Origin of the sequence: Floridaenema flaviceps BLCC-F50, from assembly GCF_041929275.2 — a bacterium.
In the GTDB taxonomy this organism is placed as follows: Bacteria; Cyanobacteriota; Cyanobacteriia; order Cyanobacteriales; family Aerosakkonemataceae; genus Floridanema; species Floridanema flaviceps.
On record NZ_JBHFNR020000002.1, the window covers coordinates 1,387,332 to 1,409,709 of the forward strand.

Genomic DNA, 22,378 nt, shown 5'->3' on the forward strand with positions numbered 1-22,378 from the left:
GATGCTTTACCACATTGCCCATACAACCACTTACAAATATCAGCAAGCTGTCACTTTAAGACCGCACACAATTAGATTAATTCCCCGAAGCGATGCGGCACAAAAAGTACACAAATTTTCCTTAGAAATTGACCCAAAACCAACAGGAATTTGCTATAATGATGATTTGGAAGGCAATGTGGTATTGCAAACTTGGTTCAACGAACCCACAGAATTTTTGAAAATACAAGTTAATTCAGAGGTAGAAACTTTCCGAAAAAATCCCTTTGATTACCTTTTAGAACCTTACGCTTTAAAGTTACCAATTGATTATTCAGCATCGCTATTAGCGCAACTTTCCCCTTACTTGCAAACACAATATCCGGGAAATATAGACCCAGTAGCAACCCAATTAGCGCAAGAAATTTTAGTTGCGAGTTCCCATCAAACAACTACATTTTTAAGTAAACTGAATCAACAAATTTACGAAACTTGTCAATATGTAATTAGAGAAACAGGCGATCCTTTACCAGCAGGAATTACTTGGCAACAAAAATCTGGTTCTTGTCGAGACTTTGCGGTTTTATTTATGGAAGTTTGTCGTGCTGTTGGTTTAGCGGCAAGATTTGTGAGTGGTTATCAAGAAGGAGACTTAGATCAAAAAGAAAGAGACTTACACGCTTGGGTTGAAGTTTACTTGCCGGGAGCAGGTTGGCGAGGTTACGATCCGACGCATGGGTTAGCAGTTGGCGATCGACACATCCCCTTAGTTGCCAGCGCCTTTCCCAACTACACTGCACCCATTTCCGGCAGTTTTTCCCCACCCGGAACACCCTTTTCCATGACACCCAAAATCTCCATTAAATTCAACCAAAATTAGGTACGTTGTGAGCGCTTGAGCGCTCTACCCACTCAAGTGGGTACAACAAACCAATTAGGTTCGTTGTGAGCGCTTGAGCGCTACACCCACTGAAGTGGGTACAACGGACCTAATTTATCTACTTAAAACCTAATTACTCCCATTTAAAACAATTCTTCCATCATTTTATCTTGGAGAGACTGACCGATTTTTTCTAAGCAACTCGGCCCTTCCAGAAAGTCTTTAATTGTGATTTTCTTATCCCGAAAATCTCTCACAAAATCCCTAATCTCTTCACTAATTTCGACTTTTTCTTTCATCTCTCGCAAGAGAAGTTCGATCGGATCGATTCCCATTTTAACTGCCTGTCGATATTCCGAAATTAAAGACCCTTCCGGCGTATTTTTGGCTAATCTTAATTCCCGTTTTAGATTTTCATATTGTTTTTTTAATAAGGAATTTTGCTGGATTAAAATTTGAATTTTTCGCGTTAAATCATCTTCTGAGAAATTAGCGATATCCTCGCCAGCTAAATGTTGTTTTTCAATCTCTAACAGTTTCGCTAAATCTCCCTCTTGATAAGCTTTATTTAGCTCTTTCATAATTTCCGTATGACGCATTTGCGTTTCGCTGTCTGTCACTTTATCAGGATGAAAGATTTCTGCTAATCTCAAAAAGGTTTGTCTGATTTTTTTAGAATCTTCAGTTTTGACAGATGCTTGGGGAGAGGGAGGTTGTTCTTCTTGCCTTTCGCCACCTGCAAAATCATCAGAAAAGTCATTTTGTCCTTGTCTTTTTCCTTTTTCTTTTGCTGCTGCGCCAAAAAGTTCATCTAATTCAGGCATATCCTGAGATTCTGATGATTTGGGACTGATAAACCCCTGCATTTGCAGTGTTTGATAAACCCCTTCAATTTCTCGCTTACTTTGTTTTCCCAACTTCCTCTGAAAAACTTCATCGAATAGCTGATGAATTTGCCGATCGATCTCCGTTAGCTGTTTCATAATTGGAATAGTTCGATGGAACATCTGTGTAGCTACCGATCGCATTTGCTCAACAAAGTTATTCAACTCTGTGCGCTTTTTCTTAATCTGTTTCATCAACCGCTGATTTTCTTGCTCTAAAGCATCAACCTGAAAATGAAGTTCCGACAACGCCAATGTTGCTGATGCTGCGGAAGTTGGGGTAGGGGTTTTGCTTTTGGGTTGTGATTTTTTGCGTGGCATTAGGGAACGATGCTCCCAAAAGTTACTAGGTTGATTTTAACTCTTTTGATTAATTTTTCAAGTGCGATCGACCAATTAATCTAGTTCCACATTTTCTTGACACTCTGGCGAATAATGTTCCCATTCAATACTCGGCATTCGATCGAAAGCATTTCGCAAACACTCTTCCCACCATTTCCGAATTTTCACTAAATAGGGATCTCCTAAACGTAACATTAATTTATTTTCCACCACCAAACTATCCCTTTCATACATAATCATATTAATTGGTGGGCCAACAGAAATATTGGATTTCATCGTGGAATCAATAGAAAGCAACGCACATTTCGCGCAAGCTTCCAAAGGAGTATCATACTTAAGAGTCCGGTCTAAAATTGGTTTACCGTACTTAGTTTCTCCTATTTGTAAAAACGGCGTTTCGGGAGTAGCTTGAATAAAATTACCTTGACTATAGATATGATAAAGTTCCATATCTTCGCCTTTAATTTGACCACCCAAAAGAAAGCTACATTTGTAATCAATATTATCCTTTTGTAACCAACTGCGGTCTTGTTCTTGAATTTGGCGAATTTTGTCGCCCAGGTAACGAGCAACTTCATACATACTTGGCAAAGAGTGAATATTTGATTCTTCCTGCGCTTTTAAATCTCTACGAATCAAAGTAATTACACCCTGAGTAAAAGACAAATTACCAGAATTACATAATAAAATTGCTCTTTCTCCCGGTTGGGAAAAATCAAAAAGTTTCTGGTAAGTAGAAATGTAATCAACTCCGGCATTAGTTCGGGAGTCAGCAGCCATAACTAACCCGTATTTGGTAATGATGCCAAGGCAATAAGTCATGAGAGTGCGTGTAAACTTAATTGAAAGAAAATCTATTGATACTGAGTTTAGTAATTTTCCGAGTCTGATTCTAAATTATTTCTGTTAGCTGAAACCACATCAGGCAACTTACGTTTAACCAAGTAAAGCCAAGCCAACCCAGCTAAACCCAGAGTAATTTCGACTAAACTAACTACTTGCGCTATTCGCAATGGCCCTAACATTAGACTATCAGTTCTTAGCCCTTCAATCCAAAACCGACCGATACTATAAAGTATCAGGTAAGTTGAAAATATAGTACCCAATTTTAAACGCGGTTTTCCCTGAAGATCGCGAAAAAACAAAAATATTAAAATGCTAAAAACCATTAAATTCCAAACAGATTCATAGAGAAAAGTAGGATGAAAGTAGTCAAAATTGGCGTATTCAATGGGACGTTGTACTGGAGGAATATATAACTTTAAAGGTAAATTTGTTGGCGCACCAAAAGCTTCTGAGTTAAAGAAATTTCCCCATCTGCCAATGGCTTGACCGAGAATTAAAGAAGGCGCGACTATATCTGCTAATTGCCAGAAGGGAACTTGACGAACTCTGGCAAAAATTAAAGCGGAGATAAGTCCTCCTAAAATTGCACCGTGAATGGCAATTCCACCTTTCCAAATAGCAAAGATATCTGCTGGATTGTTAGCATATTGTTGCCACTCAAATAACACATAATAAAGTCTAGCGCTAGGAATTGCCCCCAACACTAACCAAATTGCTAAATCACCGATAATTTCTGGGTTGAGGTGACGACGTTTAGCTAAGTAACCGGAAAGAGCAACTCCGAGCAAAACTGCTGAAGCAATTAATACACCGTACCAGCGCAAAGTCAATGGCCCTATTTTCACGATTATTGGCCCTGGAGAAGCAAATTCAAATGCTAAGGGCAAGATGGGAAGATCCAGTAGCCAAGATGTTATGGTCATAAGTTGGCCTAAGAAACAATTAAATTCAGAATTGACATCAGCACTGTGACTTCAACTCCGAGAATGATTTTAGTTTGCTTTGGCAAAGATGGAAAATAAAAGTTCGTTGTCTGCGCTTTAGCGCTGTTCCCACGCGAGAGTGGGGACAACAGACCTAATTTGGAACATGGTTTGTTGTCTGCGCTTTAGCGCTGTTCCCACCCAAGTGGGGACAACGAACCTAATTTTTCCAGTAAACATTGAGCAATGCGACGGGATGCACCGGGTTTTCCCATGCGACGAGGGCCGTTAGCGGCTATTAATTGGAGACGATCGGGATTTTTCAGCAGATACTTTAAGCTTTTAGCTACCAGTCTTGGTTTTTCTACTAATAATATAGAAGGGCCGAGTAAACGGCTTTGGGCTTCAGCGAAGGCGTAGGTAAATTGAGGGCCTTTTCCGGGAATTGTAATTGCAGGTTTACCTAAACCGACAAATTGTTCTGTTGCTGTTCCTGCCATTGCGATCGCAAAATCAGCAGCTTGCAAGCAATCATTAAAAGCTTTCTGCGTCAAAATTAACTGATATTTTCCTTGACTAAACACTAAAGCTGTCCGATCGGAAATTGGCAATTTGGCAGCGGAAAATTGAGCAGATCTCAATCGCCAGCCAAGTCTTTCCAAGGTTTCTTTTAATGGTTCTAAACTTAAACTAGGAGCGATCGCCCCCAGAAACAACACCGTGCGATCGCGAAAAGTATCCACAATTCCTGCCACAGCTTCTATAATTTGCTGCCAATTTTCGTAAGCTTCAGGAGTGCGAGAACCTGGGAGAAGACAAACACTAAGCGATCGACCTTGCCAATTTTCTATTTCCCCCACTAAAGACACCGACTCAGGAGTTAAAGATTCTAATTCATCCATCATCGGATTTCCCATATCAAAAGCTGGGATCGACCATTGCTGTAAAACTTGAGTCGTTAAAGTATCTCTTGGAAACACCGCCTTACAGCGAGGATGACTCATAAACCAACGTTCCCAAGGCAAATAAACCGACCCAGACCAACCTTCCCAACGCCGTTTAAAACTGCGCCCAGAGACGTTGCTGGCAACGTCTCTACATTCATCTCGCAAATAATATTCCGATTTCGCCGTACCCACAAACACATAAGGAGCGCCACTCAACCAAGCAAAAAACAGCGGCACAATATCACCAACGGCGATAATCGCCCCACCTTGTTGAGCAAAAGCTTTCACCGCTTGAAATTGCTGCCACAGCAGTTGCAATAAACCACCCTGAACATCGCCCCACAACTGTCGCCAGTCCATATAAACAAAGCCACCAGAGGGCATTTTTTGGGTCGGTGCAATAATCGGAATTCCCCGGTCTATGTAAGCTTGACCCTCACCGACGATCGGCAAAGCTGCTATTTTCGGGGAAGAAGGAAGTTGTTGTAATTGTTGGCAGATTCTTGCTGCGATCGCATCTTCCCCATGACCATTACTCAAACAAAGTAACCTCATCACCATCCCTTCGCGCACCCTATTAATGTTCCCAATCAAAGCATAAAGCAGAGTTAATATTAAAGTTTTGAGTTTCTCGTAAGGAGAGTTTTGAGTTAGAGAGAGTTTGGGAAGTTTCTCGTAAGGAGAGTTTTGTAATTATCTCCTTTAGCTCCTTTAGCTTCTTTAGCTTCTTTAGATCCGACTCCGAGAGCCTCAAATCTTCTTCGGTGGAATGGGAGAAGACCGAGTTGAAGAGGAAGGAGGTAGATTAGGAGGTGGTTGCAATTGTTGTCTACCGTTACGAATGATCCGCAACATTTCGCCAATATTCTGTTCAATATTAGACAGAACTTGGTCAGCATAGTCATCGGCACCATTTTGAATTGCTTCGGCTTCTGCGATCGCTCTTGCACGTATCTCCTGTAATTCCTCTTGTGCTTGTCGGTACATACTTTCAATTTCAGCCAAAGTTTGCTCTTGTGCTGACTGACATTCCTGCTGCACAGTTTGCCAGAGTTGCTGCGCTTCTGACTTTGCCTGTCTGACAACACTGCTTTCCTCCAAAATTTGGGTAGCACGTTGTTCGGCAGCCTCCACTATTTGTTGAGCGTACTGTTCTGCCGCCAAAATAATTTCGTCTTTGTGACGGACAATAGTTTCCGCCTCCGCAAAAGCCGCTGGCAAATTCAGCCGCACTAAATCTAATTGTTCTAGCAACTGTTCCTCATCCACCAAAGTGCGCCGAGACATGGGAATGCGCGGACTATCGAGAATCATCTCCTCTAGGCGATTGAGTTCTCGTTGAATGTCTACACCTGTGGTTCCCTGCTGGTTTAATTGATCTTCGGTGTTGGGTTCGTCACTGTCGGGGTCGGTTCTGGATGTATCTTGGCGTAACATTTTTTGTATATATCAATAGCAACGTGCTTAGGGACAAGATGATCGACTGAGCCACCAAATCTTGCTATCTCTTTTACCACGCTACTGCTTAAAAAGCCATATTCTGTCGAGGTTGCCAAAAAAACTGTCTCGATTTCCTCAAAGAGAGTTTTATTAGTGTGAGCCATTTGTAACTCCTTTTCAAAGTCAGAAAGCACCCGCAAACCTCGGATAATAACGCTAGCTCCTCGCAGTTGGGCATAATTTACAGTCAGACCATCAAAAGAATCTACTTCCACATTAGAAATGTGGCTAATAGATTGTTGAATGAGGTCGATTCGTTCTTGCATGGTAAACAGAGGTGATTTGCTAGGATTTTGCAGCACAGCTACTATGACTCGCTCAAACAGCTTACTGCCTCTGGAAATCACATCCAGATGTCCAAGGGTTATTGGATCGAAGCTGCCGGGATAAATTGCAATCACGAACAAAGGGGTTTCAGAATTACTCACCGAGATTATAAGCTAGTCTGGGGTAACTGAGTTGTTCTATAAGTGAAAAAAATTCGCGAGGGCATTTTTTCCCATCCAGCTGGATTCACGCCTCTAGCGATGAGCCTAAAATTAGTTTCTAATTTCCTTTGGCAATGTAGCTAAGTGATTAGCCGAATGTCGAGTTATTCCAACCCCACATGGCAGCTTTAGCATCGGCAAATTCAATGTAGATGCGATTAGCTGGTACACCCAGCGCTTGATTAATCTGCTGACAAAAATCTTGGCTCATCGATTTTGTCTGTTCCGAAGTCATGTTACCGATACTTTTGATTTCAATGTAGCAAACGGGGTCTGTGGTGCCAGCAAAAGTCATGGCGACATCTGGTTCAAATGCCGTCATTACATAAGATTCTGGTTTTCCCAAGTGTTTGGCTAATCCAGATGAGAGGGTTTTGAGCAAGGATTCTACTTTGGCTTTCTCTGGTGCGGCTACAGAAGTTTGGACTTTAATTAAAGGCATAACTTAAATCTCAAACGGGTTATTTAAGCGATCGAACAAACTAAAATCTTATATTAAAATTCGACTCTACCATCCATCCCTTTTTTACCAAAGTTGAGAGATGATAGAGCCGCTACCAGCAATAAAATTTTTTAAGCTACCAACCAAAGCTCAGACAAGGTAAGTTACCCCAGCGATGGAATCGCGGGGCTTTCAGTAGCCCTAGAATTAATATCGCAAGATAGTAATTCTGAGCCTCTAGGCAGACTTACACTCCGCCCCAATAGCGCAATCATTTTAGAGCCGTTCTCGTCAGCATCCCCGATCCAACCACAAACTTTGTTGCTGCATTTGAACTTTTTGTCAGTTCTGATTCCAATATGCAAGCAACAGTTGCAAGTTTGAGAAGTGTAAGCAGGGTTAACAGCAATAACTTTTACCCCTTCTTTAATGCCTTTGTATTCCAAGAAAGTTCTTAACTGATAAAACGCCCAAGAATTAGTTCTTCGGCGTTCAGTTTTACTTCTTGGCAACTCATTCAAATCTTCTCTAATCCCAGTCAGATCTTCAATGGCTACAAAGGATTGGGTATCTCTAGCTTCTAAAATGATTACCTTGCTGATGTTATGGTTTAGCCAAGCTTGATATCTTCTCTCTCTTCCCGATAACCGTTGCAGAATTTGACGGCATCTACGCCGTGTTGTTCTTGTGCCTTGGGAAGCTTTTTTCTGCAAAGAAGTTCTTGCTCGACTATATCTATCTCGCACACTTTGAATATGTTTACCTGACCAAGATTTGCCTGTACTGGTAACAGCATTAAACTCAGTGAGACTGTCACCAGTCCCACTGGTCTTCAAAACGGAACGTGAAAGTTTCCCTTCATTCCGCTCCTCTGTGATATGGTGCTTTTCACGCATACCTCATTACCCATTTATCCTCGACTTTTTCAAGTCTCCTGGTGGGCTTAGGCTCGGTACTATTGCAACCGGATTTTTTGCCCAGACTACTATCGTTGGTAGTCTTTGTGTCGTGGCAATGTCTGTGTAGAAGTTGCCAGTTATCGTATGAATCCTTTCCACCTTGCGATTTGGGGATTCTATGGTCAACTTCCATTACATCGTCTTCTCGGAATGTTAGTCCACAGCAGGTACACTTCCCTTTCTGTTTCTTCAAGAGTGTTGAAACCCTCTTGGGTATTTCAGGGCTGTTTCCCATTCTTGTACTCCAGTAAACCAGGTTTCCGTCGTATGGTGACGATTCGCCTTTAACTTTTACATGGCGCTTGATTTCGGTGGCGCTATGTTTTAGTAACCGCATTGGGTTTTTACCCTCTGACCTGGTTGCGAATACCCAATTTACGCCTCCTATTGTTTGCCAATATTTCTTTGCCACCCATCCTAATGATTTGTTTGGGTGTCGGCGTTTTGCCCAAGCGGTAAGTTTAAGGTAGGCGAGGTTGTCTAAATCTGAAAATGCCTCACTGCTTACTACGGTTGAGTAATATTTAGCCCACCCCTTGATGATGGGGTTTATTCGACTGATGAGCGCCGCTTGAGGTGCTGTCTTATGGGCTTCAATTACTTCTGCTATTTTTTTGTAATGTACCTTAATCTTCTCTTTACTTGGGGTGATGATGGTTTTAAAGCCTAGAGGTCGGTTTCCTCTTGAGGTTTTCCCAGTATGGTATTTTCCCACTGGAAACTGACGTATATTAAAACCGAGGAAGTTGAATCCTGGTTGCTCTTGCCCACATTGACTAAGGGTGTGGGCAAGCCTTGTTTTGCTTGGCTTTAATTCCAGTCCCATGCCTTTTAACCATTCAGAGATAATTTCCCTGCATCTTTGGACAACGGTTATGTCTTCGTGGAGAATCACAAAGTCATCGGCGTAACGAATAAGGTTGAGAGCTTTTCGGTTGTCTCTTTTGCCAAAACCACCTCTGGTGGGTAAAGTATCGGCAAATTCTTTTACTCGTTCTTCCATCCCGTGAAGGGCGATATTTGCCAATAGTGGAGATATGACCCCCCCCTGCGGCGTTCCCTCAGATGTATCAAGGTACTGTATATCATCCATCACTCCCGCTTTTAACCACGCTCGTATTTGTCGGCGAAGGGTGGGGAATGTATTTAATTTGTTGAGCAGTGCCTTATGGTCGATGCGGTCAAAACATTTGGCAATATCGGCATCCAGCACAAATTTAGACTTGCAGTGGATACTTTTGTAAATTGCCTCTATCGCATCATGGCATGAGCGTCCGGTTCTGAACCCGTATGAATTCGGTTCAAATCGCGCTTCCCATTCTGGCTCTAATGCCAGCTTGACTATCGCTTGCAAGGCACGGTCTTTCATTGTAGGTATACTTAGAGGTCGTTTCTCATCCGTTCCCGGTTTTGGAATCCATACTCGTCGGGTCGGGCTGACCTTAGTCCCCAGTTTTAATTCACCTGTTAGAGTCAGACGTTGCTTTGGGGTTAGACTCTTCTGCCCATCCACACCTGCCGTCTTTTTCCCTTGGTTATCTTGGGACACTCTACGAACCGATAATGCTCTTGCTGACCAGGACTTCATCAGTATCTTCTGGAGTCCACGAACTAACTTCACATCGCCACGTTGAGAGGCTTGATAGATGCGTTTTTGTAATTTAAAGACTTTACGCTCCAGCTTGCGCCAAGGTATCGCCTTCCATTCAATCATCGGAGAAAATCCCCGTGCTTTTGACATTTCCATTACTACTTGAACCTCTATCTTCCATTTCACCGTGAGTCTGTCTGCATATCCTTAGAGTTACCCAAGGCGTTCGCTTCTGACTCTATCTTTCCTACTCGCGGCATCCGGTTAGCACCTACTCAGGAAATCGACCATCCTGAGAGCATACGAGAGGTTACTTCGTTCCTGATAGACATTGTTTGAACCTTTAGAGTGACACTGTACACCGGGTTTATTGGAAGTGCATAATGGTCAGGATATCACTGCCATTTCCCTTATCCTTTGCCTTTTGGCTCCAGCGCATAAGCCTTATTTCGCTGGTTACAGCCTGACGATGTTTACCGTGTCTTCACCTTATGTTACTCATGGGTTCTTGCTCGAAGGGAACCAACTTAGGCTGTCAGTTTTACCTCCTTTCATCCCCGCTTTACGGATTGATGGCTAGTCGCTACCGTAGGGGAAGTGCTTTCACCACTGCACCTGTGGGAAAGGACTTGAGTTTTCTAGGATACTTCCTCTCACCTTCATGTCTATCAAGTTGTCAAGGTATAATTAACCTAGCGACTAATCCCCCGAATCCTTGGTATGAACTGGTTTCTAGTCAACGAATCGCACAATATCCCTTCTTCCAAAATCAACCCCAATCACATTATTTGTTTTTAATGGTTCTGGAGATTCTGATTTTAGCTGGATATGGACATACCATTTACCATCTTTGTGCAAACAAACTTGGGCCGATGTTGGCTCTTGTCCTGTTAACTTACCACGATGATAATTGCTTGCTTTTAATGGGATGGTAGCTCTTTTACCAATTGTGCTAACACTTACACTCCAATCTTTTTCGATAAAACGGAATGTTCGAGCATCACAATCAAAACTGGTGGGTTTAAAACCCTTAATTTTCCTGCCTTTTTGCTTGGCTGTTAGTCTATTTGCTCCTACCCTGGCACAAGCTCTAACTACGTGGTTTGCCGTTAATCCAAACTTTGTCTTTACATCTCGGTAGCAAACTGCTTGAATCGAGTTTCTGTTGGTTAGGTTTGGATTAACTGTTTCGTTAATCCAGTTGCAAGCTGACGCAAAAGCATTTGATGTATCCGCCAACAATTTATGTTGTTCTTCGGATACATCAAGTCTTACAACTAGCGTCAATACTTGTTCCATAACCTCAACAAACTCACAAATATGAGTAGATCACAAAACTTGACTGCGGTTAAAACCGCTAATCGCGTTCCTCCCCATGTCTAAAGCCAGGGGCTTCCCGCTCGTTTTCTGGTGACAGAGTTAGTTATGAGTGTTAACTTAATTGCCTTCACAACTCAAAACTCAAAACTTAAAACTCAAAATTTTCTAACCACCGTACTGCCAACCAGTGCTTTCCAGCAACAGGGGACTTCCCTCCCGATGCACACCTGCACCAATCACTTCGCCAACATAAACGGTGTGATCTCCTTGTTCCACTGCACCGACGACTTTACACTCTACATAACCCAATGCGTCGGAAATAATCGGACAACCTGTTTCTTGTCCCAGATAAAATTCGACATCTTCAAATTTATCACCCACCCGTCGCTGGGGTTTAAAAAATTTCTGTGCTAACTCTTTTTGTCCTGCTTCCAAAACGCTGAGGGTAAACACGCCACTAGCTTTAATCATGGCGTGGGATTTAGAATCTTGCTTGACGCAGTTTACTACCAATGGGGGCACAAAAGAAGCTTGCATTACCCAGCTAGCAGTGAAACCGTTAACCTCTTCACCTTCTTTAACGCCGCAAACGTAGATGCCATGAGGAATCATCCGCAGTACCGTCTTTTTTGCCTGTTCGTCTAACAATGGTTTCACCTCGAAATTCTACAACGCTCAGTTTATCAAGCTTTTTCACCCCCTGCCTCTTCCTTTATTGATAAATCTGTGTTCCCTAAATCAAATGTAGAGACGTTTCATGAAACGTCTCTACATCTGTAGTGCAGATTTTATTCAACACAAACAATCAGCAATTTTTCTAGCCTTAGTATTTTCTCATACTAACGGGTACACAGGAACCACTGCTACAATTTGTCACTCTTAATTGATTCCGTCCTACTGGTTGAATGCGAAATGTGTCAGCATTATAGTTAGGAACTGGTCTTCTGCTTCCAGGGTAAGTTGGGTTACTCCCCTGCAATATAAAGCCATTTTGCGTTGGTGTCAGTGTCATTCTTTCTTCCGCAGCTATTAAATTTCCATTAGGCATTCTGGCATTCACTGTCATTGTGCCGAAATTGCCATCCATTGAAAGTCTAGCTTGATGGTTAATGCCACTTAACCGCCATTGTAATCGCCAATTTCCATCAAGGGCAACGTTAGGATTAACGCTGCGAATGCTGGGTTGTGAACTTGGTTGTTGGATGCTGGGTTGTTCTTGTGCGATCGCGTTTTCTTTAACAATTGTACTGCCAATTCCTAAAGAACTAACTGTTAAACCAACTAAAGCCAAGGCTGCAATGTTCTTCATAAACTACTCCAGTTTTTTAGAAGTTAATTTTGGAATTCGTTTTTAAATCTTTCTAGATATTTCTGACGAATATGTTTATCTTAAGTTTCCGAAAAAAGCTTCGTCAGTACCCGATCGGGGTACTTTGTTTTTAGCTGTTGGTAGGTTGTAAAAATACTTAGTGAAGGGTAGGCGATCGCTAATTCACAAAAGTATTTTTTTTGCCTTTCCATCTATGATATCCTGTAATTAAAGGTATTAATTGTTTGCTTATATCTACTCCAGTATGCAGCTTTATTTTATTAGACACGCCGAATCTACAAATAATTACAATAGGCGAGTGACTGGTTCAAGTAAAGGTCGATCGGACGATCCAGAATTAACCGCTACAGGTAAAGAACAAGCTCAAGTTTTAGCTCAATTTCTCAGGAACAATTATTCTCCTACACCCGTCCCAGAAAGAGACTTTCAAAATGCTACAGGTTTTAACTTTACTCATCTATATTCCAGTTTGATGATTCGATCGGTTATTACGGGAACTTTCATTTCTCAAGCAATAAATTTACCGTTAACAGCGTGGGTTGATATTCATGAATGTAGAGGCCCTTATTTCCGGGACGATCGAACTGATGAACCTATAGCTACAGAAGGTAAAAACCGAGCTTATTTTACCACAAATTACCCCGAATTAATCCTCCCAGATTACTTAGGAGAAAAAGGTTGGTGGCATGGTCAAGTTGAAGAAACAGAACAATGGTTTATTCGGGCAAAAAGGGTTTTTCAAGAACTATTAGAAAAACATGGTAATACTAATGACAGAGTAGCCTTTGTCAGTCACGGAGGTTTTTATAATTGCTTTTTAGCAACGGTTTTAAACTTCCCTTTAGGACATTGTTATTCTTTCATTCTTAACAACACTGCCATTAGTAGAATTGACTTTGAAAATGGCAAAATTAGGTTGTGTTATTTGAATCGAGTAGATTTTTTACCCAAACAGCTGATTACTTAGGTATTTTGTGGCAATATTGCCTGCTGATGTATTGGTTTGAGAAATTCTTCCCCTTCGGATGCTTTTATGTAACCGCCTGCTACTGCTTTGCTAATAATTTCTTCCACAAAACTGGTTAAAACTTCCAATACTTGAAATTTATTCAATTGAAAGTTTTTCTGTTCAGTTGAGTATCCGAAGTTTCTTAGGTTGCAGTTAATTGTATCTCCCATTGGGACTAACTCAAGAATTAAATAGCTTTCGGGAAAATCTATATCACCCTTTTTACCTTTAGATAGTTGTGCGATTTTATCTGGTAATTCCTCTATTATCAGAACAACATCAGGGTCTAAAAATATATCTTTTTTCGTATCTCCTACTTCTAGTGAAACTTTATGATTCCATTCAAAACAAAAAAGTCTCAACCCCATTTCTAAATCCGAAAGTTCATTAAGTGGATCGTCAGGTGCTTCTAAACCCTCCCATATCCAAGGTTCTTCTATTTTGAGATTAAAATTGGTAGAATAATTCATTGATTTTACTCCTATTTAATTTGCTTCAAAGTTACAGTATTATCTACAGGATAAGCTGACTTTAGAGTGCCATCAGGATTTCTTACTACAACTGCGCGAGTTACTCCTTCAGTAATACTTCCATTAGGGTAATAAACTCTACCAATAGGTCGCTTAAAATCAATTATGTAGCGACCATAATATTTTGGTATTAATTTTTCCGCCTCTATCCAGTACTCAGCTTTTAACCATTGTCCTTGTTTATCTCCAGTACTACTAGCTCTCCCTTGAAATTGACTTGGTTTATTTTTAGGGCCATGATGACGTGCAATATGATCGTAAGCTTTGTAGGATTTAGGATTATCCCACTGAGGTTCGACTCCACTACCTTTCCATTGGCAACCACTTCCTACTTCAATAGTAGAGTCTAATATGTCTTGTTCTACAATTGCGATCGCTGGTTCAAAAACAGAATCATTTTCATTAACAATAATTCATTTCCTCCTTTGCAGGTAACTTTTAAACAAAACAAGTAATTATTTAAGCAACTCCATGTTTCTGAAACCAAGCTAACATTTTTTTCCAGCCATCTTCAGCTTGTTGTTTGCGATAACTTGGACGATAATCAGCAAAGAAAGCGTGAGGAGTATCGGGATAAAGCACAATTTGTGAACCGCTGCTTCCGGCTTTTAATGCTTGCCGCATTTTCTCAACTGTATCATTAGGAATTCCATTATCACTACCTCCGTAAAGTCCTAATACTGGTACTTTTAAATTAGCTGCAATATCAATAGGATTTTTAGGAGTTAATGGAGTAGGTTGACTTACTAAACGTCCATACCAAGCAACACCAGCTTTGACATTTGGGTTATGTGCTGAGTATAACCAAACAATTCTGCCACCCCAACAAAAACCTGTAATTCCTAATTCTTTGATGTTGCCTTTACTTGACTGTGCTGCCCATTTTACGGTAGCATCTAAATCAGACATTACTTGAGAGTCGGGGACTTTAGAAACGACTTTGGAAATGATTTCTTGGATGTCAGACATTTGGGAGACATCGCCTTGACGGGCAAACATTTCGGGTGCGATCGCTAAATATCCCAACTTAGCAAGACGGCGACAAATATCTTGGATATGTTCGTGAACACCAAAGATTTCTTGTATCACTAAAATAGTAGGAAAATCCTTTCCAGTTGCAGGCATAGCGCGATAAGCTGGAATTTGACCATCTGCAACTGGAATTTTCACTTCTCCCGCTATTAAACCTTTGCTATCTGTGTTGATAACTTGCGCGGAAATGGGGCGAACTGCTAAAGCAAAACCAGCAGCTAAACTAGAAACAATAATAAATTCCCGACGAGTTAAATCTTTCATTGGTAGTTCTCTCCTTCACACCTTTAGCTATTACACTTCGCAAACCTAATCTAACTTATCAAAAAATCAACTTAATTGCTGCATAAGCCCTCAAGTACTAGATATGCCACAATATTATAGGTATAAAAGCAAGCAACCAAGTATGGAAGCAATACAACTGTCTTTGTTTTGCGATCGCGAAAATCAAAACCCCGCCAAGAAACAGAAGAAACCTAAATTAGGACGTTACGAACGCATCCAAAAGGAACTCAACGAAAGCGATCGCGATCCTTACAAAATATTTATTGATATAAATACACCACCTACAGCAATATCAACCTATAAATTTGTCGATCTTTTCTGCGGTGCAGGAGGAATTACACAAGGTTTAGTAAAAGCTGGATTTGAACCAATAGCAAGTGTAGAAGTAAATGCGATCGCTTCAGCAACCTATAAATTTAACTTTCCTCAATGTCATCATTTTAACGGAGATATAGCAAATTTTAATCCCCAAAATTGGCTAAATGAAATAGGTTCTCCCGAAATTCATCTTGTAATTGGTGGGCCACCATGTCAAGGTTTTTCAGTTGCCGGAAAACGCGATCCTAACGACCCTCGCAATCGATTATTTAAAGAGTTTGTGCGTGTTGTCTCAGAAATTCGTCCTTGGTACGTGGTAATGGAAAATGTACCGGGAATTATCACCATGAAAAAAGGTGCAGTTCTGAAAGCTATTCGTGAAGAATTTGCTGCCATTGGCTATCCAAATATGTCTGTTGCAATTTTAGAATCTGCTGCTTATGGAGTACCGCAAATTAGACCGAGAGCTATTTTCATTGCTAATCGATTTGGCATGGAAAATCCATATCCAAAAATTCAATTATTACCTCATGAATACAAACCTATTGAATCAGCTATTTCCGATTTGCCAGAGTATACAGCTATCCCAGAAATAAATCATGAATGGACTCGCCATTCGCCAGAATATATGGAGAGAATAGCTAAAGTTCCGCCTGGTGGTTCTTTATATGAAAGTTATGTCGATGCTTTTAAGCGTCAATACCCTGGTAAACCAAGTATGACTGTGAAAGAAAATCATGGTGGTACACACATTCACCCTTATTTAAATAGGGTTATTTCAGCGCGAGAAATGGCTCGTTTGCAGACATTTCCCGATAGTTTTATTTTTAAAGGTTCGATGAAAAAAGCTATGTGGCAAATTGGTAATGCTGTGCCACCAAGATTAGCAGAGTGTATAAGTTATGGACTGATACCTTATTTGAATGCAATAGAATCTAATTCTCAAACTAAAATTTCTGTTAATCGTTTTGAGCAGATTCCGCTAACTTTTGATTGAGTGCATCACGCCAAGCTTCAAAATTATACCAGCCACATCCGACACAGCCTTCTTCAGCCTCAGCACCTCGCTGATGTGCAGAAGGCCAATCTTCTCCTCCTTTATACCAAAATCTAATGCCGAAAGGTGTACCTCTTTTTCCAGTTTTGATACAACGTTCACAACTTCTAGATTTAAGAAGATTATGATTGCCAGAACTATCCTTTTTTAGTAACTGGAACTTTTTTTTGATTTCATCATTGCTCATTGAAGTAAGGTGTGGTGATTCACTTTCTCCCCAACGCTCCATTGGAAAGCGATGATCTATTACTAATTCATGGGCTTGTCTTTGCCTTTGTTCGATAACATCTATATAAGAATAGACTTCTAAAATTTTTTGTACTAAAGAGGCGGGTATATTAGCAGCGGAATTCGCTGATTTTATTTCTCCTGTCCAGCGATCGCCTATACGCATCGCCTGACAATTTTCACAGTATCTCTTTTCTGTTTCGATCGCAAGACCGGGACGATTTCTTGTCCCACGTTGTAAGCCTTGGATTCCTCCACCTCCTGCATATTGCCCTGAACCTATTTTTTTCCCCTCACACTCGCGACAGTGCCATTGTTGGTCTGATAAAAGGTTAAAAACTTTGTATTGAGTTGAATCTTTTTTAATTTGAGATTTAATAGTTTCTACTACATTTTTGTCAGTCACTCTATACTATCCGCTTCTAATTCCAGATTTTTGAGCAGATCGGAAACTGTGATACCTAAGCCAATAGCAAGACTGACAAGCGCAGTAACAGAAGGATTTCTTACTCCACGCTCTATACCTGATATATAAGTGCGGTCTAAATTAGCGCGTAGTCCAAGTTCCTCTTGAGAGATACCAAGTGCTGTTCGCCGCTGCTTGACAAGTTGACCCAAGGCACGCAGGATCTTTTTCCTCGATTCGTTCATCTGCCAATTGTCAACGTCTGTGGTCGATCAGTCTACGGTCGATGTGTCACATTTGGTGGGAAACTCTTAAATAATTGTTTTGATTGGAAAAATAGAAGTGTTTGCAAATAATAAAAACTCGTGAAAAATAACGATTCTTAATCACGAGTAGAAGCATCTTATTAATTTAAGTAAACCAAATAAAAGTTTTCGTTTTCAAGGCAATAAACTATCAATCAGCGCCACAAGTTAGGTAATTTGCCCATACCCAACCTTCGTAACCGTTGCCTCTGTCGGTAACAATGTTTGCCCAATTTCCCGATCGATCGAACTTCTTGAGCAACACGACTGAACGATTAGGAATAGTACCGAAAGGTTTGGCGTTAATGTCATTGCGATCGCGCACTTGTAAAGGCCCACCTTCGGGAGTCATTACCATCATAAATCGCTGGTTACAACGTCGCTGTGCAATCAGAAATTCATTGCTATTTTGACTAGGATTTAAATTAGTTTGAGTAGCAGAAATAGCCTTGGTACTGGCTAAAGATAAAGATACCAAAGTAATAATTGATAGAGCTTGCCCCAAATTAACTATCTTACTCATAATCGAGAATTCAACTGTTAAATCAAACTATTGTTTTACTACAACAAGCTCCGTAAGATTCCTGAAACTTTCTTTTACTTTTTGCGAGGAGTTAGGTAAAGCAACGGATATACTTTGCACAGGCGTTGTCATTGCTTAACAAAGCTTTATCAAATCGGGGTTTTCTCGGCTTTCGCTGGGGGCAGATAGCGATAAAATATGACAGTCGTACTGTGTAGCAGACTGTGATTGAGCGTTATACGTTGCCTGAGATGGGCAACTTGTGGACTGAAAATTATAAATTAAAGACGTGGCTTCAGGTTGAAATTGCAGTTTGCGAGGCGCAAGCTGAACTGGGATATATTCCGACTGAGGCGGTAGAGGAAATTAAGGCGAAGGCAAACTTTGACCCCAAGCGGGTGCTAGAAATTGAAGCAGAAGTCCGCCATGATATGATTGCCTTCCTGACGAATGTTAACGAATATGTGGGAGATGCGGGACGTTACATTCACTTGGGTTTAACTAGTTCCGATGTGCTGGATACCGCTTTGGCATTGCAATTGGTGGCTAGTACCAATGTGCTCTTAGAACGTTTGGAAGATTTAATTCAAGCGATTCGTTACCAAGCACAGCAACATCGTAACACGGTAATGATTGGTCGATCGCACGGAATTCATGCCGAACCGATTACTTTTGGATTTAAACTGGCAGGATGGTTAGCAGAAGTTTTGCGCCATCGTGACAGATTGGTGAATGTGCGTCAGCGAGTTGCAGTGGGGAAAATTTCCGGTGCAGTGGGAACTTACGCTAATATTGAACCGAGAGTAGAAGCGATCGCCTGTCAAAAACTAGGATTAGAACCAGATACCGCCTCAACTCAGGTAATTTCCAGAGATATTCACGCGGAATTTGTCCAAGCATTAGCATTACTTGGCGCATCAATTGAACGCTTCGCCGTAGAAATTCGCAACTTGCAAAAAACCGATGTTCTAGAAGTAGAAGAATACTTCGCCAAAGGACAAAAAGGTTCTTCCGCAATGCCGCACAAACGTAACCCAATTCGATCGGAAAGATTAACCGGAATGGCGCGAATTTTGCGGGGTAATGCGGTTGCAGCTTTGGAAAATGTGGCGCTGTGGCACGAACGGGATATTTCCCACAGTTCTGTAGAAAGAATGATTTTGCCAGATAGCTGCACTCTGACTCATTTCATGTTAGTAGAAACAACTGATTTGGTGAAGAATCTGTTAGTTTATCCCGAAAACATGGCGCGAAACATGAATGTTTACGGCGGTGTAGTTTTCAGCCAAAGAGTGATGTTAACTTTGGTGGAAAAAGGGATGAGTCGGGAGGAGGCTTATGCGATCGTCCAATCTTGTGCTCACCAAGCTTGGAATAAACCAGAAGGTAATTTCCGAGAATTAATTAGCAGCGATCCTCGTGTTACTGAAAGGTTATCGAATGAGGAAATTGAGGAGTGTTTCGATCCACAAAGGCATTTAAAGCATTTGGATCAGATTTATCAACGGTTGAGTATTTAGTTGTAGGTTGGGGGAAGGAAGTTGTGATTTCTTTCCCCCTATGAAAGTATCTGTTTCAAAAAGTACCTGATTTAGAAAGGGAAATGGAGTAAGTAATGACTTATTATGAAGATTTGTCCCCTTACGCATACTTTGGAAGATATGATCCACCGGGACTAAAACTGATTAATGTAGGTTGGCTGGGTGAGGGCGAACTGTTTCCCAAAGGTGAGACATCCCAGGAATTTAAGGCAAAGCTATTTGAATTTTGTTTAGATAAGTATGCCGTTAATGTAACCCGTGGATTTCACACCTGCGAGTTCTGCAGCTTTTCAGATCGGCAGCAATGGTCTGAACTGTGCAATAGTTACGGGGAGAATACTTATTGTTTGGGCATAGGTAATGGTGAAATCAGGATCATTGGTCAATCTGCTATCTATGCAGCCCCTAGCCTCATTTACCACTACGTAGTATTGCATAGCTACAAACCACCAGAAGAATTTATTGAAGCAGTCCTTTTTGGTCCCGCTCCAGGGTCAAAGGAACATGAGACTTTATTAGAAAGGTATAGAACATATTGAGAAAAAAGATTGGGGAATATCTGGAAAATGAGACAGCTAATCATGTACCGGGATAAAGACGGTTATTGGATTGCAGAATGTCCTAGTCTCAAGGGTTGTGTTAGCCAAGGTAAGACTAAGGAAGAAGCTTTGGCAAATATTAAAGAGGCAATTACGGGTTATATTGCTGCTTTAGAATCAGATGGCTTACCTGTTCCTGAAGAAAATTTTGAAACTTTTCTGGTAGTGGTGTGAGTAAGTTACCTAACATTTCAGGAAAAGATTGTGTCAGAGTTTTACTTATATCTTGTACCTGTCGTTTTAGCCCGCCTGCCTTATCAATTCGCAGGCTAATAGCTCAAGTCCACTGAAGTGGACTAAAAGAAAGCATAAGAATTGCAAAAATTTAGTCCTCTTTAGAGGAGTTTCGCTACTCGCGGTGCGAATTGATAAGGCAGGCGGATGTTGCGACTTATCCAAGATGTGAGTATACAAAAAGTGGGGTTCTCCGAAAAGTTGTGGCGATCGATGATATTGTGATTCAGGCAATATTATAGAGATGTTACTTACTGGATAATAGCCTAATTTTATGACTACTCTTGACCAAGTGCTAGAAACCGCTTTGCAACTGCCTGATGAACAGCAGGAAATGCTAATTAAAATTTTGCAAAATCGCCTACACGAAAGTCGGCGTGGAGAAATAGCTGCGGATGCGAAACAAAGTTTAGCCGATTTTCATGCTGGCAAATTTCCCCAGCAGTCAGCGGAGGATGTGATTTTAGCATTGCGTCAGTCTTTGGATGAGCCAGAAGCATGAGACGGCTGTTTTTGACGATTCAATACTCCCATCTGCTTCAAAGATACAATTTACAAATCAGCTTTATATGATGCCTTCATGCCTATTCCACAAATTGTTATCGACACTAACGTAATAGTCGCTGGGCTACGTTCCAGAAATGGTAGTGCTTTTCGGCTGTTGCAGCTTGTTGGATCAGAGCAATTTGATATTCATCTTTCTGTACCAGTTGTTCTAGAATACGAAGAAGTTTTGTTGCGGCAGTTGCCAAATTTATCTATTAGCGCAACGGATGTCCAAGATCTAATTGATTTTTATTGTTCAGTTGCTACCCATCATCAAATATTTTTTCTTTGGCGACCTTATTTACCCGATCCTAAAGACGATATGATTTTGGAACTAGCAGTCAAAGCAGGGTGTGATAGCGTAGTAACGTATAACATTCGTGATTTTGCTGGTGTCGATCGATTCGGTTTAACAGTAATTACACCTGCGGATTTTTTACAATCTATTGGAGCATTGCCATGAGTTCACTTAATGTTCAATTACCAGATTCTCTATATAGAAGTTTACAGGAACTTGCAGAACGAGATGGAATTTCAGTCGATCAGTTTGTTGCTCTAGCTGTTGCGGAAAAGATTTCTGCGTTAACGACTGAAAGTTATTTACAAGAGAGAGCAAAGCGAGGAAATCGATCGAACTATGAGGCTGTCTTAGCAAAAGTCCCAGATGTTGAGCCAGAATCAAATGACAAGTTACCCTCAGTATAGTAATAGCCAAATCCGTTGACCTGAAATGATAAAAACTAACTTATCCTCAGTATTTACTGTCAATATTCCAACTAATTTAACGCTGCAAGTTTCCCATGAGCAGTTTGTGGAATTGGCACTGGCTAACCGCGATTTACAACTGGAACGAACTGCTACAGGAGAGTTAATTGTTATGCCACCAACGGGGAGTGAAACTGGTAACAAAAACTTTGATATTTCTGGGCAAATTTGGTTGTGGAATCGTCAAACTAAACTAGGTGTAGCATTTGATTCTTCCAGTGGTTTTCATCTGCCAAATGGGGCCGATCGCTCTCCCGATGCTGCTTGGATACGTCGAGAAAGATGGGATGCACTGACTAAAGAACAGCAAGAAACTTTTGCGCCTATTTGTCCTGATTTTGTGCTGGAATTGCGTTCTAAAAATGACAAAATGGAACCTTTACGAGCTAAGATGAGGGAATATTTGGAAAATGGGGCTAGTTTGGGTTGGTTGATCGATCGCAAAAACCAAAAAGTAGAAATTTATCGCCAAAATCGGGATGTGCAAGTGTTAGATCATCCTTTAACTTTATCAGGGGAAGATGTTTTACCGGGGTTTGTTTTGGATTTAACTGAAGTGTGGAATTGAT

Annotated in this window: 25 protein-coding genes and 2 pseudogenes; 10 read left to right on the forward strand and 17 right to left on the reverse strand. The window is 41.0% G+C overall.

Going from position 1 to position 22,378, the window contains the following annotated elements:
• Position 1 precedes the first annotated feature (1 nt).
• Positions 2-859, forward strand: coding sequence for a transglutaminase family protein (locus ACE1CI_RS26260; RefSeq protein ID WP_413265249.1), 858 nt, complete (start codon positions 2-4; stop codon positions 857-859).
• Positions 860-1,002: 143 nt separating this feature from the next.
• Here the strand turns inward: ACE1CI_RS26260 and ACE1CI_RS26265 are convergent, their stop codons facing one another.
• The 12 genes and pseudogenes from ACE1CI_RS26265 to ACE1CI_RS26320 form a co-directional block, all read right to left on the reverse strand.
• Positions 1,003-2,064, reverse strand: coding sequence for a J domain-containing protein (locus ACE1CI_RS26265; RefSeq protein ID WP_413265250.1), 1,062 nt, complete (start codon positions 2,062-2,064; stop codon positions 1,003-1,005).
• Positions 2,065-2,139: 75 nt separating this feature from the next.
• On the reverse strand, positions 2,140-2,907 hold the full coding sequence (locus ACE1CI_RS26270) for a proteasome-type protease (protein ID WP_413265251.1): 768 nt from the start codon (positions 2,905-2,907) through the stop codon (positions 2,140-2,142).
• A 47-nt stretch (positions 2,908-2,954) separates the two neighbouring features.
• Positions 2,955-3,854 carry a prolipoprotein diacylglyceryl transferase gene (lgt, locus tag ACE1CI_RS26275; RefSeq protein ID WP_413265252.1) on the reverse strand — a complete coding sequence of 300 codons (900 nt, stop codon included), beginning with the start codon at positions 3,852-3,854 and terminating at the stop codon, positions 2,955-2,957.
• A gap of 185 nt (positions 3,855-4,039) precedes the next feature.
• Positions 4,040-5,356: a lipid-A-disaccharide synthase-related protein gene (locus tag ACE1CI_RS26280; protein WP_413265253.1), complete on the reverse strand. Its 1,317-nt coding sequence runs from the start codon at positions 5,354-5,356 to the stop codon at positions 4,040-4,042.
• Between the two features lie 195 nt (positions 5,357-5,551).
• Positions 5,552-6,238 (reverse strand): DivIVA domain-containing protein, encoded by a 687-nt coding sequence (locus tag ACE1CI_RS26285; RefSeq protein WP_413265254.1) that lies wholly within the window; start codon positions 6,236-6,238, stop codon positions 5,552-5,554.
• The gene (gene coaD, locus ACE1CI_RS26290; protein WP_413265257.1) at positions 6,172-6,702 is read right to left on the reverse strand and encodes a pantetheine-phosphate adenylyltransferase; all 531 of its coding nucleotides are present in this window, start codon (positions 6,700-6,702) and stop codon (positions 6,172-6,174) included. The genes ACE1CI_RS26285 and coaD overlap by 67 nt, the downstream gene beginning before the upstream one ends.
• Before the next feature lie 175 nt (positions 6,703-6,877).
• The gene (locus tag ACE1CI_RS26295; RefSeq protein ID WP_413265255.1) at positions 6,878-7,231 is read right to left on the reverse strand and encodes a phenylpyruvate tautomerase MIF-related protein; all 354 of its coding nucleotides are present in this window, start codon (positions 7,229-7,231) and stop codon (positions 6,878-6,880) included.
• 164 nt (positions 7,232-7,395) lie between these two features.
• Positions 7,396-8,025, reverse strand: a pseudogene (locus ACE1CI_RS26300) (RNA-guided endonuclease InsQ/TnpB family protein); the annotation flags it as partial.
• A gap of 94 nt (positions 8,026-8,119) precedes the next feature.
• Positions 8,120-9,931 carry a group II intron reverse transcriptase/maturase gene (ltrA, locus tag ACE1CI_RS26305; RefSeq protein ID WP_496615598.1) on the reverse strand — a complete coding sequence of 604 codons (1,812 nt, stop codon included), beginning with the start codon at positions 9,929-9,931 and terminating at the stop codon, positions 8,120-8,122.
• A gap of 600 nt (positions 9,932-10,531) precedes the next feature.
• Positions 10,532-11,080 (reverse strand): annotated as a pseudogene (locus tag ACE1CI_RS26310) (nuclease/transposase family protein); the annotation flags it as partial.
• A gap of 186 nt (positions 11,081-11,266) precedes the next feature.
• Positions 11,267-11,749 (reverse strand): flavin reductase family protein, encoded by a 483-nt coding sequence (locus ACE1CI_RS26315; RefSeq protein ID WP_413264185.1) that lies wholly within the window; start codon positions 11,747-11,749, stop codon positions 11,267-11,269.
• 175 nt (positions 11,750-11,924) lie between these two features.
• Positions 11,925-12,410, reverse strand: coding sequence for a hypothetical protein (locus ACE1CI_RS26320; protein ID WP_413264158.1), 486 nt, complete (start codon positions 12,408-12,410; stop codon positions 11,925-11,927).
• 265 nt (positions 12,411-12,675) lie between these two features.
• Between ACE1CI_RS26320 and ACE1CI_RS26325 the strand changes: the two genes are divergently transcribed.
• Positions 12,676-13,398: a histidine phosphatase family protein gene (locus tag ACE1CI_RS26325; RefSeq protein WP_413264159.1), complete on the forward strand. Its 723-nt coding sequence runs from the start codon at positions 12,676-12,678 to the stop codon at positions 13,396-13,398.
• On the opposite strand, the gene ACE1CI_RS26330 is transcribed toward ACE1CI_RS26325, so the two are convergent.
• A complete protein-coding gene (locus ACE1CI_RS26330) occupies positions 13,395-13,910 on the reverse strand; it encodes a hypothetical protein (protein WP_413264160.1) in 516 nt (171 codons plus the stop codon). The two genes, ACE1CI_RS26325 and ACE1CI_RS26330, sit on opposite strands and share 4 nt — an antisense overlap.
• Before the next feature lie 519 nt (positions 13,911-14,429).
• The gene (locus tag ACE1CI_RS26335; RefSeq protein ID WP_413264161.1) at positions 14,430-15,266 is read right to left on the reverse strand and encodes a dienelactone hydrolase family protein; all 837 of its coding nucleotides are present in this window, start codon (positions 15,264-15,266) and stop codon (positions 14,430-14,432) included.
• 142 nt (positions 15,267-15,408) lie between these two features.
• Between ACE1CI_RS26335 and ACE1CI_RS26340 the strand changes: the two genes are divergently transcribed.
• Positions 15,409-16,602, forward strand: coding sequence for a DNA cytosine methyltransferase (locus ACE1CI_RS26340; protein ID WP_413264186.1), 1,194 nt, complete (start codon positions 15,409-15,411; stop codon positions 16,600-16,602).
• On the opposite strand, the gene ACE1CI_RS26345 is transcribed toward ACE1CI_RS26340, so the two are convergent.
• From ACE1CI_RS26345 to ACE1CI_RS26355, 3 genes are all read right to left on the reverse strand, one after another.
• Positions 16,565-17,296: a restriction endonuclease gene (locus ACE1CI_RS26345; protein WP_413264162.1), complete on the reverse strand. Its 732-nt coding sequence runs from the start codon at positions 17,294-17,296 to the stop codon at positions 16,565-16,567. The genes ACE1CI_RS26340 and ACE1CI_RS26345 overlap by 38 nt on opposite strands.
• Entirely contained in the window at positions 17,293-17,541 is a 249-nt protein-coding gene (locus ACE1CI_RS26350) for a helix-turn-helix domain-containing protein (protein WP_413264163.1), read from the reverse strand. The genes ACE1CI_RS26345 and ACE1CI_RS26350 overlap by 4 nt, the downstream gene beginning before the upstream one ends.
• Positions 17,542-17,752: 211 nt before the next feature.
• A complete protein-coding gene (locus ACE1CI_RS26355) occupies positions 17,753-18,124 on the reverse strand; it encodes an SH3 domain-containing protein (RefSeq protein ID WP_413264164.1) in 372 nt (123 codons plus the stop codon).
• A gap of 224 nt (positions 18,125-18,348) precedes the next feature.
• On the opposite strand from ACE1CI_RS26355, the gene purB reads away from it, so the two are divergent.
• The 7 genes from purB (at position 18,349) to ACE1CI_RS26390 (ending at position 22,377) form a co-directional block, all read left to right on the forward strand.
• Positions 18,349-19,644 (forward strand): adenylosuccinate lyase, encoded by a 1,296-nt coding sequence (gene purB / locus ACE1CI_RS26360; RefSeq protein ID WP_413264165.1) that lies wholly within the window; start codon positions 18,349-18,351, stop codon positions 19,642-19,644.
• Between the two features lie 95 nt (positions 19,645-19,739).
• Entirely contained in the window at positions 19,740-20,204 is a 465-nt protein-coding gene (locus ACE1CI_RS26365) for a DUF7919 family protein (RefSeq protein WP_413264166.1), read from the forward strand.
• Between the two features lie 27 nt (positions 20,205-20,231).
• A complete protein-coding gene (locus ACE1CI_RS26370) occupies positions 20,232-20,438 on the forward strand; it encodes a type II toxin-antitoxin system HicB family antitoxin (RefSeq protein ID WP_413264167.1) in 207 nt (68 codons plus the stop codon).
• A 334-nt stretch (positions 20,439-20,772) separates the two neighbouring features.
• Complete coding sequence (locus tag ACE1CI_RS26375) at positions 20,773-21,000, forward strand: hypothetical protein (RefSeq protein ID WP_413264168.1); 228 nt, start codon at positions 20,773-20,775, stop codon at positions 20,998-21,000.
• A gap of 78 nt (positions 21,001-21,078) precedes the next feature.
• The gene (locus ACE1CI_RS26380) at positions 21,079-21,507 is read left to right on the forward strand and encodes a putative toxin-antitoxin system toxin component, PIN family (protein WP_413264169.1); all 429 of its coding nucleotides are present in this window, start codon (positions 21,079-21,081) and stop codon (positions 21,505-21,507) included.
• Positions 21,504-21,749: a toxin-antitoxin system HicB family antitoxin gene (locus ACE1CI_RS26385; protein WP_413264170.1), complete on the forward strand. Its 246-nt coding sequence runs from the start codon at positions 21,504-21,506 to the stop codon at positions 21,747-21,749. The genes ACE1CI_RS26380 and ACE1CI_RS26385 overlap by 4 nt, the downstream gene beginning before the upstream one ends.
• 25 nt (positions 21,750-21,774) lie before the next feature.
• A complete protein-coding gene (locus tag ACE1CI_RS26390) occupies positions 21,775-22,377 on the forward strand; it encodes a Uma2 family endonuclease (RefSeq protein WP_413264171.1) in 603 nt (200 codons plus the stop codon).
• Position 22,378 lies beyond the last annotated feature (1 nt).